Annotated in this window: 1 protein-coding gene; it reads left to right on the top strand. The window is 70.3% G+C overall.

Features of this window, described 5'->3' with window-relative positions:
• The coding region (locus X726_RS01000000167880) for a DEAD/DEAH box helicase (protein ID WP_033002145.1) at positions 1-669 on the top strand (669 nt) is incomplete at both ends.

Genomic DNA, 669 nt, shown 5'->3' with positions numbered 1-669 from the left:
ATGCGCCCTGGCTGGTCGCCGGCAAGATCGTCCTGCTCGAACCGCGCCGGCTCGCCGCCCGCGCCGCCGCCCGCCGCATGGCCGAATTGCTTGATGAAGAGCCCGGCGCCACCGTCGGCTATGCCATGCGCATGGAAAACCGCACATCGGCCCGGACAAAAATCCTGGTCGTCACCGAAGGCGTCCTGGCGCGCATGATCCTAGACGATCCCGAGCTGCCCGGCGTCTCGGCGGTGATTTTCGACGAATTCCACGAGCGCTCGCTCGACGGCGATTTCGGCCTGGCGCTGGCGCTCGACGTGCAGGGCGCGCTGCGGCCGGATTTGCGGCTGCTGGTGATGTCGGCAACGCTCGATGGCGCGCGCGTCGCGAAACTCCTGTCCGGCGCCCCGGTGATCGAAAGCCAAGGCCGTGCGTTCCCCGTCGATGTCAGATACGACGAGCGGCCGGCCGGCGTCCCTGTCGAAGACGCCATGGCCAAGGCGATCCGCACCTCGCTGGCCGGGGAGAGCGGCAGCGTGCTCGCCTTCCTGCCCGGTCAGCGCGAGATCGAGCGCACGGCCGAGCGGCTGCAGGGCCGCCTCGGCGCCGACACCGACATCGTGCCGCTCTACGGCCAGCTCGACAACAGGGCGCAGGATGCCGCCATCAAACCGGCGCCGCCCGGCC

Source organism: Mesorhizobium sp. LSJC285A00, from assembly GCF_000503155.1.
Classification (GTDB): Bacteria; Pseudomonadota; Alphaproteobacteria; order Rhizobiales; family Rhizobiaceae; genus Mesorhizobium.
The sequence above is the reverse complement of the archived record's forward strand: the minus strand, read 5'-3'. Positions and strand labels throughout refer to the sequence as shown.